16 protein-coding genes and 1 riboswitch are annotated in these 17118 nt (G+C 45.5%); of the genes, 13 read left to right on the top strand and 3 right to left on the bottom strand.

Going from position 1 to position 17118, the window contains the following annotated elements; all coding sequences use genetic code 11:
• Positions 1-23: 23 nt before the first annotated feature.
• Positions 24-1970, bottom strand: coding sequence for a transglycosylase domain-containing protein (locus tag DH10bf12_RS01035; protein ID WP_471736774.1), 1947 nt, complete (start codon positions 1968-1970; stop codon positions 24-26).
• A 751-nt stretch (positions 1971-2721) separates the two neighbouring features.
• Between DH10bf12_RS01035 and speE the strand changes: the two genes are divergently transcribed.
• From speE to DH10bf12_RS01005, 6 genes are all read left to right on the top strand, one after another.
• Complete coding sequence (speE, locus tag DH10bf12_RS01030; protein ID WP_471736773.1) at positions 2722-3552, top strand: polyamine aminopropyltransferase; 831 nt, start codon at positions 2722-2724, stop codon at positions 3550-3552.
• A 12-nt stretch (positions 3553-3564) separates the two neighbouring features.
• Positions 3565-4437, top strand: a complete 873-nt coding sequence (speB, locus tag DH10bf12_RS01025; protein WP_471736772.1) for an agmatinase — start codon at positions 3565-3567, stop codon at positions 4435-4437.
• A gap of 241 nt (positions 4438-4678) precedes the next feature.
• On the top strand, positions 4679-5110 hold the full coding sequence (locus tag DH10bf12_RS01020; protein WP_471736771.1) for a YwiB family protein: 432 nt from the start codon (positions 4679-4681) through the stop codon (positions 5108-5110).
• A complete protein-coding gene (gene argS, locus DH10bf12_RS01015) occupies positions 5107-6777 on the top strand; it encodes an arginine--tRNA ligase (protein WP_471736770.1) in 1671 nt (556 codons plus the stop codon). The genes DH10bf12_RS01020 and argS overlap by 4 nt, the downstream gene beginning before the upstream one ends.
• Positions 6778-7148: 371 nt before the next feature.
• Positions 7149-7583 (top strand): hypothetical protein, encoded by a 435-nt coding sequence (locus tag DH10bf12_RS01010; RefSeq protein WP_471736769.1) that lies wholly within the window; start codon positions 7149-7151, stop codon positions 7581-7583.
• Between the two features lie 82 nt (positions 7584-7665).
• Complete coding sequence (locus tag DH10bf12_RS01005; protein ID WP_471736768.1) at positions 7666-8574, top strand: hypothetical protein; 909 nt, start codon at positions 7666-7668, stop codon at positions 8572-8574.
• Positions 8575-8704: 130 nt separating this feature from the next.
• On the opposite strand, the gene DH10bf12_RS01000 is transcribed toward DH10bf12_RS01005, so the two are convergent.
• Positions 8705-9349 (bottom strand): peroxiredoxin-like family protein, encoded by a 645-nt coding sequence (locus tag DH10bf12_RS01000; protein ID WP_471736767.1) that lies wholly within the window; start codon positions 9347-9349, stop codon positions 8705-8707.
• 185 nt (positions 9350-9534) lie between these two features.
• Between DH10bf12_RS01000 and DH10bf12_RS00995 the strand changes: the two genes are divergently transcribed.
• The 5 genes from DH10bf12_RS00995 to DH10bf12_RS00975 all read left to right on the top strand — a co-directional run bounded on the left by DH10bf12_RS00995 (position 9535) and on the right by DH10bf12_RS00975 (position 14267).
• Entirely contained in the window at positions 9535-10170 is a 636-nt protein-coding gene (locus DH10bf12_RS00995) for a class I SAM-dependent methyltransferase (protein ID WP_471736766.1), read from the top strand.
• Between the two features lie 238 nt (positions 10171-10408).
• Complete coding sequence (locus DH10bf12_RS00990) at positions 10409-10882, top strand: S-ribosylhomocysteine lyase (protein WP_471736765.1); 474 nt, start codon at positions 10409-10411, stop codon at positions 10880-10882.
• Positions 10883-11803, top strand: coding sequence for a cysteine synthase A (gene cysK, locus DH10bf12_RS00985; protein WP_471736764.1), 921 nt, complete (start codon positions 10883-10885; stop codon positions 11801-11803). It abuts the gene before it with no gap.
• 6 nt (positions 11804-11809) lie between these two features.
• Positions 11810-12949, top strand: a complete 1140-nt coding sequence (locus DH10bf12_RS00980; RefSeq protein WP_471736763.1) for a bifunctional cystathionine gamma-lyase/homocysteine desulfhydrase — start codon at positions 11810-11812, stop codon at positions 12947-12949.
• Between the two features lie 343 nt (positions 12950-13292).
• A complete protein-coding gene (locus DH10bf12_RS00975; protein ID WP_471736762.1) occupies positions 13293-14267 on the top strand; it encodes a ring-cleaving dioxygenase in 975 nt (324 codons plus the stop codon).
• Between the two features lie 53 nt (positions 14268-14320).
• Here DH10bf12_RS00975 and DH10bf12_RS00970 read toward each other — a convergent pair whose 3' ends face one another.
• On the bottom strand, positions 14321-14665 hold the full coding sequence (locus DH10bf12_RS00970; protein ID WP_471736761.1) for a hypothetical protein: 345 nt from the start codon (positions 14663-14665) through the stop codon (positions 14321-14323).
• A 139-nt stretch (positions 14666-14804) separates the two neighbouring features.
• Positions 14805-14990, top strand: a riboswitch (cobalamin riboswitch).
• A 131-nt stretch (positions 14991-15121) separates the two neighbouring features.
• Here DH10bf12_RS00970 and DH10bf12_RS00965 point away from each other — a divergent pair.
• Positions 15122-16102, top strand: a complete 981-nt coding sequence (locus DH10bf12_RS00965) for a helical backbone metal receptor (protein WP_471736760.1) — start codon at positions 15122-15124, stop codon at positions 16100-16102.
• On the top strand, positions 16065-17117 hold the full coding sequence (locus DH10bf12_RS00960; RefSeq protein WP_471736759.1) for a FecCD family ABC transporter permease: 1053 nt from the start codon (positions 16065-16067) through the stop codon (positions 17115-17117). Before DH10bf12_RS00965 ends, DH10bf12_RS00960 begins: the two co-directional genes overlap by 38 nt.
• Position 17118: the final 1 nt, after the last annotated feature.

The raw sequence follows: 17118 nt of genomic DNA, 5'->3' as shown, positions 1-17118 counted from the left end.
GTCTTTTTGCATTCAATATCCGTTTACTCCATAAACCATTCTTCAAACCAGTTTTCATCCTCTGTATGTCCATTTACAGGTTCGCCTGGAGGTGCAGCATTTCCGTCACAGTCTTCAACAGGTGCTGTTGCTTCTACAAAATAGGCTGTACGCTTTCCGCATGATTCCCCAGCTAAAAGGCCTGTATGCGGATCCATCTGAACGGCAGTTACGCCAGGTGGTGGGACGAAAAATTCCTCCGGCTTATCTGCATGAGCCCGCTCCATAAAGCGCAGCCAGATCCATTTTGCGGCCTGTTTATCCTCAGTAAGTGTCAGAGTCCGTGCATCGTCATAGCCTGTCCAGACACCTGCAGTCAACGCTGGTGAAAAGCCGATCATCCACTGATCTGTGTCGGTTGTACCTGATTTTGCAGCGTATTCACGCGTCTTTTCATCCAAAAGAGTGATCCCGGTTACAGTAGAATAATCATTCAGTGCAGGGTCAAACGTTCCGGTTAACATATGTGTCATCACGAATGCCTGCTGTTCATCAATGATCCTTTTCGCTTTCTTTTTTGTCTCATAAATCACTTCACCGTCAGGCGCTTCAATCTTTCTGATCAGCATAGGCTGTACTTTCTTTCCGCCATTTGCAAAAACAGAGTAAGCATTAAATAGTTCGAGCGGTACTGCTTCAGACGTCCCGAGTGCAGCTGAAGGCAATTCTTCAACCGGGGTACTCAAACCGAACTCCTTTGCCTGACTTTTTAACACATTGCTTCCCAAAAACTCATGCGCTTTTACAGCGTAAATATTATCTGAAATCGCAATTGCCTGAGCGAGTGTAATCGCATCATTTGCGTACTTCTGATTGAAGTTTTGCGGCGCATATTCGCTTCTGCCTTCATCATAGGTAAACGTGGTCGGTTCGCTGCGCATCGTAGTAGCTGGTGTGAAGCCTTTTTCAAGCGCAGCTGTATAAAGAATCGGCTTCATCGTAGACCCGGGCTGTCTGAGTGCCTGTGTGACCCGGTTAAATGGACTCTTCTCAAAATTCCTGCCGCCAGTCATCGCTTTTACTTCACCGCTGTCAGGATCGATGGCGGCAAATGCAACTTCGAGTTCAGTAGCAGGCATATTCTCTTTTACAACTTCATCCGCAATTTTCTGCAGATCAGTATCAAGTGTTGTATAAATTTTCAGCCCGCCATATTTCAAATAGTAGGGCTCAAGGTCAATCGACTCAAGCTCCTTCCACACCGCCTCCTGAAAAAATGGGGCAGCGCCAAGTGACTCTGAAGGTGGAGTTGCTGTCACCTGAACCTTCTCTTCTATCGCATCTTCAGCCTCAGCTTCAGTAATGTCGCCGTTTTCAAGCATTTCAGACAGAACAAGCTCCTGACGTTCCTTTGCACTGTCAAAATAATCAACAGGTGAGTAACCGGATGGTGACTTTGGAATACCGGCAAGCATCGCAGCCTGCGCAAGCGTCAGATCTTCCGCGGAAACGCCGAAATAGTATTGACTCGCTGCTTCAATACCGTAACGTCCATGCCCGTAATATATCGTATTCAAATAACCTTCAAGAATATCTTCCTTGTCATAATTCCATTCCAGGCGAATTGTATACAAAGCTTCATTCAGCTTCCTCGCCCACGTCTTATCGTGCGTTAAATACAGATTACGTGCATACTGCTGTGAAATCGTACTCGCACCCTGTACCTTCGCCATCGCCTGGATATCAGCTACGACAGCACCTGCAATTCTTTTAAAATCAAAGCCTTTATGATCATAAAATTTACGGTCCTCGACCGCAATCACAGCATCAACTGCAAACGGGGAAATCTCTTCAAGTGACTTCCAGTACCGCTTCTCACCCGATGACCGCTCCCCAATCAGCTGATCCTGCCCGTCAAAAAGCAGCGTCGACTGTGTAACGGCAATGGAAGGGGGGCCGGTGGTTTTAGCGTATAAATACAGCACAGTCACTGAAGCACCCCATAAAAAAACGCACGTAATCATACCGAGCAGAGCAAGCTGCAAAATCCTTATCCGCTTTCTCCGTCTCCTCCGCGACAAACGTCCCAAAGCCTCCGCCTCCTGTTTTTTAAAACTAGTATGTGCAAAGTTTGATGGATTTAATCTATAAAGCTTAAGGTGACGGCAGATGTAGCTATTTCGTCTGATTCTGCAGCATCCCGGCTGCAGGATGTACTTATCCACACTGGAGTTGCAGCGACACACCCGGGAACATGCAGCAATCACCTTCGAGAATGTTGAATACTTAAGTCTAATTGCTTCATCACACCCTCTTCATGCTCTTAAGAAACCAAAAGCCAGTTACCTGATTCCATTCAAAGCAACAACAGCCCTAAAAAATTCATACAACCCCTAAAAACAATCCAAAAAACATCTTGAATTCTCCCCAAAAAAGTCTATACTTTTCCTCATGTGTGTTTTCTTTTAACCTAACGTGGAAAACACATTCAGTATGGATAAATTTTGTGTTCAATCATGATGTGATCGAAAGTGATTGTTCTATTTATAAAAAGATATTTATTGTTTTAACCTGACACAGCAATTGCTCGTAGTGGAGGGCGGAGACTCCTGCGGCAGAGAAGCGACAGGTGAGACCATCAGGCGAAGACTGAGGGGCTCACCGCGCGGCCGCGGAAAGCGCAGCCCTCCACGGAGAACAATTGCGGTTCAATCAATTTCATTTAAAAAGGAGAAATGCAAAATGGGCGGATTCTGGTTCACAGAAAAACAAACAGAAAACTTTGGCATCACAATGAAAATCAAACAAACACTACACTCAGAAAAAACAGACTTTCAACAGCTCGACATGGCTGAAACAGAAGAATGGGGCAACATGCTATTCCTTGACGGCATGGTCATGACATCACAAAAAGACGAATTCGTATACCACGAAATGGTCGCACACGTACCACTTTTCACACACCCAAACCCTGAAAACGTACTCGTTGTAGGTGGCGGTGACGGTGGTGTCATCCGTGAAGTACTCAAGCACCCATCAGTCAAGAAAGCAACACTTGTTGAAATCGACGGTAAAGTAATCGAGTACTCAAAGAAGTATCTTCCTGAAATTGCAGGAGACCTTGAAAACGAACGCGTAGAAGTGATCGTTGGAGACGGCTTCATGCATATTGCTGAAAGCGAAAATGTATATGATGTCATCATGGTTGATTCAACTGAGCCTGTAGGACCGGCTGTTAACCTATTTACAAAAGGCTTCTACTCAGGCATTTCAAAAGCACTGAAAGAAGACGGTATTTTCGTTGCACAGTCAGATAACCCTTGGTTTAAATCTGACCTGATCAAACAGGTCATGAGTGATGTAAAGGAAATCTTCCCGATCACGCGTCTTTACACGGCAAATATCCCAACTTACCCAAGCGGTCTGTGGGCATTCACACTTGGATCTAAAAAACATGATCCACTGAAAGTAGCGGAAGAAAGATTCCATGAAATCGATACAAAGTATTACACAAAAGAGCTTCACAACGCAGCATTTGTGCTGCCGAAATTCGTGAAAGACTTAACTGAATAGGAGGCATCCCCTGTGAAATTTGATGAGCAGTATTCAGGAAATGTTTTTATAAAAAGTCATCCGAACTATGAGGAAAGCCAGGCAGTCATTTACGGCATGCCGATGGACTGGACAGTCAGCTACCGTCCGGGCTCACGCTTTGGCCCGGCCCGTATCCGCGAGGTATCAATCGGTCTTGAAGAATACAGCCCGTACCTCGACCGAGACCTTGATGAAGTGAAATATTTTGATGCAGGCGATATTCCGCTGCCATTCGGAAATCCTTATAAAAGCATCGACTTAATCGAAGAATATATCGACTCTCTTTTAAAAGACGGAAAGTTTCCGTTAGGCATGGGCGGAGAGCACCTTGTCTCATGGCCTGTGATGAAGGCTGTTGCGAAAAAATATGATGATCTTGCCATCATTCATTTTGACGCGCATACAGACCTCCGCACTGACTATGAAGGCGAAGAGCTTTCACACTCAACGCCGATCCGTAAAATTGCTGAGCACATCGGTCCGAAAAACGTTTACTCATTCGGTATCCGTTCAGGCATGAAAGAAGAGTTTCAGTGGGCAAAAGAAAACGGCATGCACATCTCGAAATTTGAAGTGCTTGAGCCGTTAAAAGAAATCCTGCCGACACTTGCAGGCCGCAACGTGTATGTGACGATTGATATCGACGTACTCGACCCGGCACACGCACCAGGTACCGGTACCGTTGACGCAGGCGGCATCACATCACGCGAACTGCTTGCCTCAATCCACGCAATCGCAGGATCAAATGTACATGTGGTAGGCGCAGACTTAGTTGAAGTCGCACCAGTCTATGACCACTCAGAACAAACGGCTAATACAGCGAGTAAAATGTTACGTGAAATGCTGCTTGGGTTTGTAAAATAGAAGATTTGGGAAGACTGCGGCTTGCCGCAGTCTTTTTCTATATATAGTTGAGGTGAGGCCATGGCGAAGCATGCGGACTCAGCGTCCGGGGGGCAGGAAAGCGCAGTCCACGCGGAAAGGATCAGCGTTATTAAAACTAAACCGAATTTTTCTCCCCATCCCCGACAACTTCCATTGCATTTTAAGCCCACCCTCTTTTATAATAGAAAGGTTATTAATTGAGCGAAACGGAGTGAGCAAGATGGAAAATGCAACACCCGTCTCCATTCATCTGACAACAGTGATCACACAGCCCGATGGCTCAAAGGAAAAACTAACCCTGGAGTCTAAAGGGGAATGGATTCAAAAAAACAACATTGATTATTTAAAATATGAAGAAGAGCAAAACGGAGGCACCGTCCGCACCATTGTAAAAATGGAAGAAGACAGTGCAGTCATTTTACGAAGCGGCGCTGTGAAAATGCGACTTGCTTTCAGCCGCGGCAATAAAATGATGAGCTCTTACGAAAGTGAGCATGGCACACTTTCCCTTTTAACAGATACAAAATCATATACACACAATACGCCGGGCACAAAAGACGGACGTTTTCAAATCACGTACGGACTTGAAATGCAGGGCTCAAGTGTTGGCACTTATAAAATGACGATTGATTACAAGGAGGCTGTGCAATGACCATTGCATTAGATGTACAGGAAAAACTGAAGCAGGAAATTAAGGATGCTGTATTAAAAGCAGGGCTCGCAACAGAAGAGCAGCTGCCTGAAGTCATTTTAGAGACACCTAAAGATAAAGTGAACGGTGACTTCTCAACAAATATGGCGATGCAGCTTGCCCGTGTTGCAAAAAAAGCGCCGCGTCAGATCGCACAGGACATCGTTGACAACTTTGATCAGTCAAAAGCTTCTATTAAAGAACTCGATATCGCAGGACCTGGATTCATTAACTTTTACATGGACAATTCTTACCTGACTGATCTGATCCCGACAATCCTGACGGCTGGTGAAGCATATGGTGAGACAGATACAGGCGCAGGTGAAAAAGTACAGGTTGAGTTTGTATCAGCGAATCCGACCGGAGACCTTCATCTTGGACATGCCCGCGGCGCATCAGTAGGAGATTCACTGTCTAACGTTCTTGCAAAAGCAGGCTACGATGTGACGCGCGAATACTACATTAACGATGCCGGCAACCAGATTCATAATCTTGCGTTATCTGTTGAGGCACGCTATTTCCAGGCGCTTGGCCAGGAAAAAGAAATGCCTGAAGACGGTTATCATGGTGCAGATATTATCGGAATTGCCAACACGCTTGCTGAAGAATTCGGCGATAAGTATGTCAATGCATCTGAAGAGGAGCGCTACGAATTCTTCCGTGAATACGGATTGAAATTTGAACTGAAAAAGCTGCAGGATGATCTTGAAGCATTCCGCGTTCCTTTTGACGTATGGTTCTCTGAAACATCACTTTACAAGAGCGGTAAAATTGATGACGCACTAAAAGTATTAAGAGACAACGGTCACATTTACGAAGAAGACGGCGCAACATGGTTCCGTTCAACAGAGCTTGGTGATGATAAAGACCGTGTACTCATTAAGAACGATGGCTCTTATACGTACCTGACGCCTGACCTTGCTTATCACCGTGATAAGTTCGAGCGCGGATTTGATAAAGTGATCAACATCTGGGGAGCCGATCACCATGGCTACATCCCTCGTATGAAGGCGGCTGTAGAAGCACTTGGTTATAAACGGGACAGCCTTGAAGTTGAAGTCATTCAGATGGTTCAGCTTTATAAAGACGGCGAGAAAATGAAGATGAGTAAACGTACAGGTAAAGCGGTCACGATGCGTGAGCTTGTGGATGAAGTGGGTCTTGATGCAGTGCGTTATTTCTTCGCTATGCGTTCAGGTGATTCACATATGGACTTTGACCTTGATCTTGCTGTATCACAATCCAATGAAAACCCTGTCTATTACGCACAATATGCGCATGCACGTATCTGCAGCATTCTGCGTTCAGCAGAAGAACAGGGCTTCAGCTTTGCAGACAAGGCTGACGTTTCACTGATTGGTACCGAAAAAGAAATTGACCTGCTGAAAAAGCTTGGAGAGTTCCCGCAGATCGTGGGGTCTGCTGCACAAATGCGAACGCCGCACCGCGTAGCAACCTATATCAATGAGCTTGCTTCAGCATTCCACAGCTTCTATAATGCGAATAAAGTACTTGATGCAGAAGCACCTGAGCTGACAAAAGCACGTCTGAACCTGATTCAAGCAGTCCGCCAGACAATCAGCAATGCACTGAAGCTGGTCGGTGTAGCAGCACCTGAGCAAATGTAATAAGTGATGTCCGGGGGGCGCTTTTCAGAAAAAGGAATTGCACGTTAGGCTGAAGGAATGATGAGCCTTACTGAAGGGAAAGCAAGGCAACCTGATTGAAAAAGCACCACGAACATGCATGATGAATGAATCAATTTCAATTTTGACTGATAAATTTCCAGATTGATGGGATAGACATTCAATTTGAAGGAATAAACCATAGAATTGAAGGAATACTTTTTCACATTTGATCCTCTTCTAAAAACTGTCTTCTTACAGAAGGCAGTTTTTTTAATGACAAAGAAGACTTTCTTATAGGTATTTGGAAGTGTTAATTTCCTCTGAAAGGGTATATGTAAATTAAATGCCAATTTAAATGAAAGGATGTTGAGATGAAGAAATTAGGTTTATTCATCATGCCCGCACTTATACTTGCAGCCTGCGGACCGGAAGAAGAACCGACAACGAGCTTTTCAGGTGAAGGAGAGCAGTGGGAAGCGACGCTTGAGATGACAGAAGTGTTAGGCGGTAATAACGATGACCAGGAAATGGTTGAACATGAGTTTACTGTCACTTACCAGGGAGAAGAAACTGATCTGCTCGGTGAAGGAAATACAGGTGAAGTAACCGCAGGATACCGAAATGCTGGTGAAGAATCGAGTTCTACATTCAGGTTCAATGATCAGTCTCTAACTGATCTGACATTTGAAGATTCAAAAAAGTCATCAATGAATCTCGCTGATGTAACCGCAGATGACTCAATTGAAGTCTTTGTCGAATGGGAAGATGGAAACGAGGAAACGTTTGAAATGACATCATCAGATTAAAAACTCAGGTCATAACCTGAGTTTTTTTATGAAAAGGTTTTTTTAACAGCTGTAGCGAATAACGATATCTGGAGGCGAGAAAATGAATATATTGAACAAACACCTGACAAAAGATCAGAAAATCGCAATTAATCTATACATATCACGTGATGCAAGAAAGGTGGATCGGGCTTTCCATGCTTTCAGACAGGGAGAAGGGTCTCCTGAAGCAGTCATTCATGCACTCGAAGCCTATCAAAACAGAGACGGCGGCTTTGGACACGCGATTGAACCTGATCGCAGAATGGTCGACTCAAGTGTGATTGACACAACCGTTGCACTGCAATATGTGATGCAGCTGCCGATCAGTCATCGACATCCGATGATTACAGCAGCACTGCACTATCTTGAAAGACAATATGACGGTGAGCAAAAGCGATTTCCGATCGTACCGGAAATCGTCAATCACGTTCCGCGTGCCCCCTGGTGGAGCGTCAATGAAGCGGGGGAAACCGGCTTTGAAAAAACGCCCGGTAACCCGTCAGCAGAAATCCTCGGTTATTTTCAAAAGTGTCAGCCCAATTCACAATTCGCAGCAAAGCTTGAAACAGACGTCATGAACAGGCTGCATGAAATCACTGAATGGGATATGCACGAAATCCAGTGCTATTACAGGTTAGCAGAACTTACACCAAAAGCAGAGCTGAAAGAAGAGATCATTCACAAAATTAAAGAGCTCGTTCAGTTCACTAAAAACCCTAATGAATGGAGCGGATATGGACTGCAGCCGCTTCAATTAATGACAAATACTCAATCACCTTTATATGAGGAATTTGAGGACCTGGTTGAAGAAAACGCCAGATGGTACGCAGAACAGCTGCACCCGGAAGGCTACTGGAACCCTTCATGGGAATGGGGACAGTATCCCGTCGAGTGGGAGCACTCTAAAAAAGAATGGCAAAGCTGCCTGACTGTGAATGCTTGTCATCCGCCGCAGTATTTGGTGAAGTGATAAATGAAGCGACTCGGTGGGGACGGAGTTGTGTGGTTCATTTTTAGAATCATTCTAAAAGTGGCACAGTCAACTCCGTCCCCGCTGAGTCAAAAAAAGCCGGGCTCCTGCGCAGGAGCCCGGCTTTTTACTAAATATTTTTCACAAATTCAACCACTTTTTCCGGTGGAGTACGGTAGGTATAATCAGCTTCTACCTCAGCAAACAGAATCTTACCAGTAGAATCAATGACAAAAGTTGCCGGTTTAGGCAGCTCCCAGTCATTGTTCCCATTATGACCTGCTACATCCAGACCTGAATCTTTGTAAATGCTGATAAGGTAATCAGGCATGTTAAATACAAGTTCAAATTGATTTGCGACTTTGTTTCCAGCGTCACTTAATACTGTAAATTCAAGGTTGTTCTTTTCTTTGGTATTTAATGAAGCATCAGGTATTTCCGGGCTAATCGCAACGAGTGATGCGCCGGCAGCTTCAATATCTGAAAGTTTGTCCTGATAGGCTTTCAATTCAAGGTTGCAATACGGACACCAGCCCCCGCGGTAAAACGTAAGGATAACAGGTCCGTCAGCCAGTAATGCTTGAATTGAAACCTGATTACCTGTTGCATCAGGCAGAGTAAAGTCAGGAATTTGATCTCCTTCTTTTAAGCCCTGTGCAGCACCGGATTCTTCCAGTTCCTTCGTAGCCTGAGCCATTAATCGCTGCTTTTCTTCGGGTGCTTTTTTCTTGAAATTTTCTTTATACACTTTAATTTCTTCTAGTAAAGTAGACATTTTATTCCCTCCTTCAGAACTTCGTTTTAAAACATACCAAATCAATCGGCTTTTATCACGTATTTTGCTTCAAATTAACATAATATACGTGACAACCTGATTAATTTCTGATAATATAATCACCGTCCCGGTTAATTCCGAGTATGTTTATAAGAATAATAAAATTTGAATGGAGTGACCCTGATATGGGACGAGAATTTGTAGAGATTTTTGATGAATGGGCAGATAGTTATGATGCATCGGTCAGCGGACAGGATGAAGAATATGCAGCAGTATTTGAGCATTATGACAGCATACTTGAAGAAGTAGCCGCTAAAGCTTCCGGGCATACGATTGAATTTGGCCCAGGCACAGGAAACCTGACTGAAAAGCTTTTATTGAAAGGCCTCAAAGTAACAGCCTATGAACCAAACAATGCCATGCGCATACGTACGCAGGAGCGTTTTCCTGCTTTGAATATTTCAGACGGAGACTTTCTGGATTTCGAACTGAACGAACAGCCGGACACATTCGTCAGCACTTACGCTTTTCATCACCTGACAGATGAAGAAAAGGCAAAGGCAGCTAAGATCTATGCATCCAAACTGCCAGCAGGTGGTCAGATTGTTTTCGCGGACACAATCTTTGAAACCGAAGAAGCCAAACTTGCTCAGTGGAAAAAGGTAGAGCAGCAGGGTTATCACAATCTGCTTGAAGATCTGAAAAGAGAATACTATACAACCATCCCGGTGATGAGTGCATTGCTGGATGATGCAGGGTTTTCAACATCATTTAAAAGACTAAACGAATACGTTTGGTTGATACATGCGGTGAAAAAGTAACAATTGTTATTTTATAGATGGATCGTACAAAGTATCACATAGTTAATCGGAGCGTAAGGCGGCGGCTCACAGGAAGGGACAGGTGAGGCTTATGGCGAAGCCTGCGGGCTCACCGTGCCGGCCGCGGAAAGCTTCCACCTGAAGCAAGATTAACGCTTATCGAATGGAAATCCCTGTACATCCCATCACCGGACCAGTTAAGATAAACACAACCACACTTTCAAAGGAGAGATTTCACATGACGAAAAAAATGAATGTAGAAAGCTTCAATCTTGACCATACGAAAGTAAAAGCACCTTATGTACGACTTGTTGGCGTGACAAAAGGACAGAACGGCGACGAGATTCATAAGTATGATATGCGTTTTAAGCAGCCGAACAAAGAGCATATGCCGATGGATGGTCTTCATTCAATTGAGCACTTAATGGCTGAAAATGTCCGTAATCACCTCGATAACGTAGTTGATATCGGGCCAATGGGCTGCCAGACAGGGTTCTACCTTGCAGTGCTCAACCATGATAACTATGATGAAATCCTTAACGCGATCGAAGCAACGCTGAATGACGTGTTAAAAGCTGATGAAGTACCGGCGTGCAATGAAGTGCAATGCGGCTGGGCAGCGAATCACAGCCTTGAAGGTGCAAAGGAAATTGCTGCTGATATGCTTGCAAAACGTGATGAGTGGAAAGACGTTTTTGGTGAGGACGCGTAAATGAACGTAGCAAAAAGCGTGCACGAACTGATCGGCAATACGCCGGTCGTAGAAATCTCCGGCATTCCGGTTCCTAACGAATGCCGGATTTTTGCGAAACTGGAGTATTTTAATCCGGGCGGCAGCGTAAAAGACCGCCTCGGTATGGAGCTTATTGCAGACGCACTAAAGCGCGGTGAGCTAAAAGAAGGCGGAACCATCATTGAACCGACTGCCGGAAATACAGGCATCGGTGTTGCACTTGCAGCTGTCGGACGCGGCTTTAAGGTGGTCTTTGTCACACCTGAAAAATTTAGTGTTGAAAAGCAGACGCTCATGCGCGCACTTGGCGCAGAAGTTGTCAATACACCGACTGCTGAGGGAATGAAGGGTGCGATTGCAAAAGCGGAAGAGCTTGTGCGTGAGACGCCTGGTTCATTTTCACCGGCGCAGTTCGGTAACCCTGCTAATCCGGAGACCTATTATAAAACGATGGGTCCTGAGCTTTGGCGCGATATGGACGGCAAGATTGACGTTTTTATAGCAGGCGCAGGAACTGGTGGTACATTTATGGGAAATGCCCGCTACTTAAAGGATCAGAACCCTGCAATTAAAACGGTCATCGTGGAACCCGAGGGCTCAACGATCAATGGCGGTGAATCCGGTCCCCATAAAACAGAAGGAATCGGGATGGAATTTCTTCCTGAATATATGGATCGTGAGCTTTTTAATGCGATTCACACAGTAGATGACAAGGACGCTTTTTACTGGGTAAAAGAACTGGCTTTAAAAGAAGGTCTGCTTGTCGGCAGCTCATCCGGTGCAGCGTTTCATGCTGCGCTGAAGGAAGCGGAAACAGCTGAAAAAGGCAGCCATATCGTGACTGTGTTTGCTGATAGCAGTGAACGATATCTGAGTCAGAATATATATGAAGGTGGTTAAACACATATGAAGCAGAAAACGAAATTGATACATGGCGGTATTGTTGGAGACGAAGCAACAGGTGCGGTTTCCACGCCAATTTATCAGGTGAGCACATATAAGCAGGATGGCGTAGGCGGTCTGCGTCAGGGATACGAATACTCACGTACAGGTAATCCGACGCGTCATGCGCTTGAAGAATTAATCAAGGATCTTGAAAATGGTCATGCGGGATTTGCATTCGGTTCAGGAATGGCTGCAATCAGCTCAGTCATGATGATGTTTGACACAGGGTCACACGTTGTACTGACTGATGATGTCTACGGTGGAACATACCGTGTTATGACAAAAGTGCTGAATCGTCTTGGTATCGATTCTACTTTCGTTGATACAAGTAACCCTGACAATGTGAAAAATGCGATTCAGGAAAACACGAAAGCAGTATTCATTGAAACGCCGACAAACCCTCTTTTAAAAGTAACGGATATTGCAGCAGTGTCAGCTGTTGCTAAAGAGCACGGCCTGCTGACAATTGTGGATAATACATTTACAACACCATACTGGCAGACGCCGATCGATCATGGTGCAGATATCGTTGTGCACAGTGCGACAAAATATCTTGGCGGACATAGTGACGTTGTAGCAGGACTTGTGGTCGTTAATTCAGCTAAGCTTGCTGAAGAAGTACATTTTGTACAAAACTCTATTGGTGCAATCCTCGGACCACAGGATTCATGGCTGTTAATGCGCGGTATCAAAACACTTGGCCTGCGTATGGAAGAGCATGAAGTGAATGCGAAAGAAATCGTCTCCTTCCTTGAGCGTCACGAAGGCGTCACAACGATTCACTACCCTGGCATCAAATCACACCCTGGCCACGAGACAGCAGCGAAGCAGTCACGCGGCTTTGGCGGGATGATTTCATTTGATGTAGGCAGCGGTGAAAAAGCAGCGCGCGTACTTGAAAAAGTGAAATACTTTACGCTTGCTGAAAGTCTTGGCGCAGTAGAAAGCCTGATTTCAGTACCGGCACGTATGACACATGCATCTATTCCTGCAGAGCGTCGCGCAGAGCTCGGTATTACTGACGGGCTAGTGAGAATTTCAGTTGGAATTGAAGATATTGAAGACCTGCTGATCGATCTTGAACAGGCACTGGAAGATTAATAGAGATGAACCGCTCCTTTGATGGGGGCGGTTTTTTTCGTGGTAGATGATGGTGGGGTGGAGCGTGGTCAGTTGGGGATAGCGGCGACTTTGAGTGGGAAAGGTACAAGTTGCCGGATGGGTTACGACAACTTTCGGCGGAATAGAGACAAACTGGCACTGAATTGCAACAAATTCCCGGGTGTATCGCAACAAGCTGTTCAGAGAATGCTACAGCTCCAGCGAAAATACAACAAACTAGATAATATCTCGAATTCGAGATATTTTTCTTGCATTCATTTACAATCAGTCATACAATAAGGATAGAAAATATCTTAGTTTCGAGATAAAAGGAGTGTTCACCATGAAAGTAACAGGAATTCATCACGTATCAGCAATCACTTCGGCTGCTGAGAAAAACCATAGATTTTTTACACAAACATTAGGCATGCGCCTTGTTAAGAAGACTGTAAACCAGGACAGCACATCTTCATATCACTTATTTTACGCAGATGCAGTCGGCAGTCCGGGAACGGATATGACGTATTTTGATATTCCGATGGCCGGCCGCACGTATCCAGGCGTTTCAAGTATTTCAAATACAGCATTCCGTGTACCGACAACAGAATCACTTCATTACTGGAAAAAGCGTTTTGATGAACTAAATGTCCGTCATGATGACATTGAAAAGCGTGCAGGGCGTGACACACTTTATTTTGAGGATGAAGAAGGATCGCGCCTCATGCTGGTCGCGGATAACGGTGAAGAAGGAGTCGCGCCGGGAATACCATGGACTGGTGCTGATGTTCCTGAAGCGCATGCGATCGTTGGTCTTGGACCGGTTACGCTGACTGTGCGCCGTGCAGAAAAAACAATTGCAGTGCTTGAGCAGGTGCTTGGCTTTGAAAAGGTGGGCGAGTATCCGAATCGCGCCGGCGCTGAATTGCCTGCAATCCAGGTCATGTCAGTTGCAGAAGGCGGGACGGGTGCTGAAGTGCATATCGAAGAAAGACCTGATCTTCCGCCTGAACGTCCTGGCCGGGGGAGCGTGCACCACGTGGCGTTCCGTATTCCGACTTTTGAGGATTATGAAAAGTGGGATGACCGCATCCGAAGCTTCGGTCTGATGACATCAGGTGAAGTCGACCGCTATTATTTCCGCTCAATTTACTTCCGCGAGTCAAACGGTATTCTGTTTGAGCTTGCAACTGATGAGCCGGGCTTTGCAACCGATGAGGATATGGAGCATCTTGGGGAAGAGCTTGCGCTGCCACCATTCCTTGAGCCAAAACGTGCACAAATCGAAGCGAGCTTAAGACCACTTGAAATTAAAAGCTAAACATAAAACACCCCTGTCAAATTAGGTTTGACAGGGGTGTTTTACATTCAGTATTACCCTTTATCAATGACTTCTACAGGACCGTGGTCATCACAATGTCCATCATGCACATGGTGCAGGCGGCCGTTCACCAGATAATCAAAATGATCGCCGTGAGGTACTAACTCATGACCGCAATCATCTGTGTGATTACACCCGCATTCAGTCGGTTGACATGTATCAGGGTTCTCTTCTGACACTTCAATCTTACAATCATCCCAGTGACCCTGATGCTCATGGTGCAAGTGACCGTCGTGGACAAAATCGATGTGATCGCCGTGCTGAATTTTAGTGTGACCGCATTCCATACTATGCTCGTGAGGATGTGGACCTTCATGCTTCATATGATCATTTGACATATATGCTGACACCTCCATGCAGATTTCTTTTTATTTTCCCGTATTTTAAGCTTCTAATCACTTTTCACTCATAATCTCTCGAAAAAAGCCCTTGCACAATATCTGACAGGAAGTGCTATAATAGCATTGGAAAAACATTTCAATATGAACGGATAGAGGTGCTGATCATCAATGATCAGTTAAAAGGGAAGCTGGTGTAATTCCAGCGCGGTCCCGCCACTGTAAATGACTTGTGTCTGCCGCAGCCACTGTAGCTTAAGCTATGGGAAGGAGGCAAACACTGATTGTCATAAGCCAGGAGACCTGCCTTGATTCCAAGCACCAGACACGCCTACGAGGATATGGGCGGGTGTTGCAGCCTCTCCGTTTTTTACATACGGCTATATCCTGCAACCCTGCATCTCCCGCGTGAGATGTTTTTTTATTGCAAAAAATCATAAGACGGAGGAACACAACATGAAAAAATGGTTACCAGTTTTACTCGCAGCAGGCGTACTTGCAGCCTGCTCAGACAGCGCAGAAGAAACAACAGAAGCACCGGCAGACGATCAGGATCAGGAAGAAGTAACAGAAGAACCTGCTGAGTCAGAATCATCATTCCCGGTCACAGTAACAGATGCAAACGGTGAAGAGATCACAATTGAAGAGCAGCCTGATGCGATCGTATCCATGCTGCCAAGCAATACAGAAATCGCATACGCACTTGGACTCGATGAAGAAATCGTCGGGGTATCTGACTTTGACAACTACCCTGAAGAAGCAATGAACGTTGAAAAAATCGGTGGCATGGAGTTTAACGTAGAAAAGATTATTTCTCTTCAGCCTGATGTAGTGCTTGCACATGCATCAAATCCGGGTGGTGCAGATGGTCTTCAGCAGATTGAGGACGCAGGCATTCCGGTTGTTGTGATTGAAAATGCAATGACCTTTGATGAAGTCTACGGCACGATCGATATGATTGGTCAGATCACTGGAACAACTGAAGAAGCAGAGCAGATTATTGCTGATATGCAGGCAGGCTTTGATGAGATTGCTGAAAAAGCATCTGCGATTTCAGAAGAGGACCGTAAATCAGTATTAGTGGATGTGGCAGGACCGCCTGAAATGTATGTAGCAGCAAACAACACATTTATTCAGGAAATGCTTGATCTGATCAATGCTGAAAACGTGATGGCGGATCAGGAAGGATTCGTTCCTTTAACAGAAGAGGAAGTTGTCACGCGGAATCCGGAGGTAGCACTGCTGACTTATGGTGATTTCGTAGAGGATGCAGTGGACCAGTGGATGGGTTATGAAGGCTTCAGTCAGGTCACTGCTGTAACAAATGAAGATGTCTATCTAGTCCCTTCAGACCCGGTTACACGTTCAGGTCCAAGACTCGTAGAAGGTACACAGGCCCTTGCAGAAGCGATCTATCCTGATGTTTTCGCGGAGTAAAGTCTGGGCGGGATACGCTGTTTCCATCCTGCTTTTATTGACTGCTTTCACACTTGGAGTCACAGTAGGCTCTGTAAGAGTGCCTGTCATGGAAATGCTCAGTATTTTCGCAGGTGCGTTCAGTAACAGAGAAGCGCTGGACCCGATGTTCAGCTCAATCGTGCTTGATATCAGATTTCCACGTGTGATACTTGCAGCTCTTGTAGGTGCATCACTTGCGATCGCAGGTGCTTCTTTTCAGGGACTTCTAAAAAACCCGCTCGCTGACCCGTATACGCTCGGTGTTTCATCCGGCGCGTCAGTCGGTGCAGTAGCAACCATTTTCCTTGGACTGACAATACCTGGACTTGGCAGCTTTACATTGCCTGTGATCAGTATATTAGCAGCACTGCTTACGTTAATCATTGTGCTTGGCTTTGCCAGAATGGTTGAGAAGTCAATGAAGATGGAAACGATCATTCTGACAGGAATCATTTTCAGCTCGTTTCTCGGCTCGATTCTATCACTGATGATTGCATTAACCGGTGATGAGCTAAGACAGATCATCAACTGGCTGCTAGGCAGTGTATCAATGAGAGGCTGGGAATATATCCGCCTGATTGCGCCGTTCTTTGTGATTGGTGCACTCCTGTTAATCTGGAACGCGCGCGAGCTGAATGCGATGGCGTTTGGCGAGGAGCGTGCCCAGCATTTAGGGGTGAACGTTCAGCGGAGAAAGTTTGTCGTGTTGGCTTCAGGGTCATTATTAACCGGAGCAGCGGTTGCTGTGTCAGGGACGATCGGCTTTGTCGGCCTTGTTGTTCCTCACATGGTCAGAATGCTGACCGGCTCAGATCACCGGCACGTACTGCCCCTTTCAATTCTGAATGGAGCGAGCCTGCTTATCTTATGTGATCTTGTGGCAAGAACGATTGTTGCACCGACTGAACTGCCGATCGGTGTCATTACAGCACTGATCGGTGCACCGGTATTTGGCCTGATACTCATACAAAAACGGAAGGAAAGGAGAGGATAGC

Source organism: Jeotgalibacillus sp. 10bf12, assembly GCF_055597105.1.
The sequence above is the reverse complement of the archived record's forward strand: the minus strand, read 5'-3'. Positions and strand labels throughout refer to the sequence as shown.